Source organism: Mitsuaria sp. TWR114 (genome assembly GCF_007997345.1).
The window spans coordinates 1-547 of the sequence record NZ_VOSR01000929.1; the positions used below are offsets into that span (position 1 = coordinate 1).

The following is a 547-nucleotide window of genomic DNA, read 5'->3' on the forward strand; positions in this document are numbered from 1 at the left end:
ACGGCCGCACCGTCGAGCAGATGGAATGGCAGCGCGAGCGCTTCCGCAACCACATCCGCGCCGCCAAGCGGACCGGCAAGCCGCTGGTGATCCACACCCGCTCGGCCGCCGAGGACACGCTGCGGCTGATGCGCGAGGAGGACGCCGGCCAGCCCGGCGGCGTCGTGCACTGCTTCACCGAGACCATGGACGTCGCCAGGGCGGCGCTGGACCTGGGTTTCCACATTTCGTTCTCGGGGATCGTGACCTTCAAGAACGCGGCCGATCTGCGCGAGGTCGCGAAGATCGTGCCCGCCGACCGCCTGCTGATCGAGACCGACAGCCCCTACCTGGCGCCGGTGCGTTCCGCGGCAAGCTCAACCAGCCGGCCTACGTGCCGCATGTGGCCAAGCTGGTGGCCGAGGTCCGCGGCGTGCCGGTCGAGGACCTGGCGGCGCAATGCACGGCCAACACGCGGCGGCTGTTCCGGCTGCCGGAGGCGGCCTGAGATGGCGGGGCGATCGAGCGGGCCGCGTCGCGGCCGGTGGTCGGTGCCGGCGACGCTGGC

1 pseudogene is annotated in these 547 nt (G+C 72.0%); it reads left to right on the forward strand.

The features are described 5' to 3' along the window. Positions 1-487, forward strand: a pseudogene (locus tag FUT87_RS25960) (TatD family hydrolase); the annotation flags it as partial. Positions 488-547: the final 60 nt, after the last annotated feature.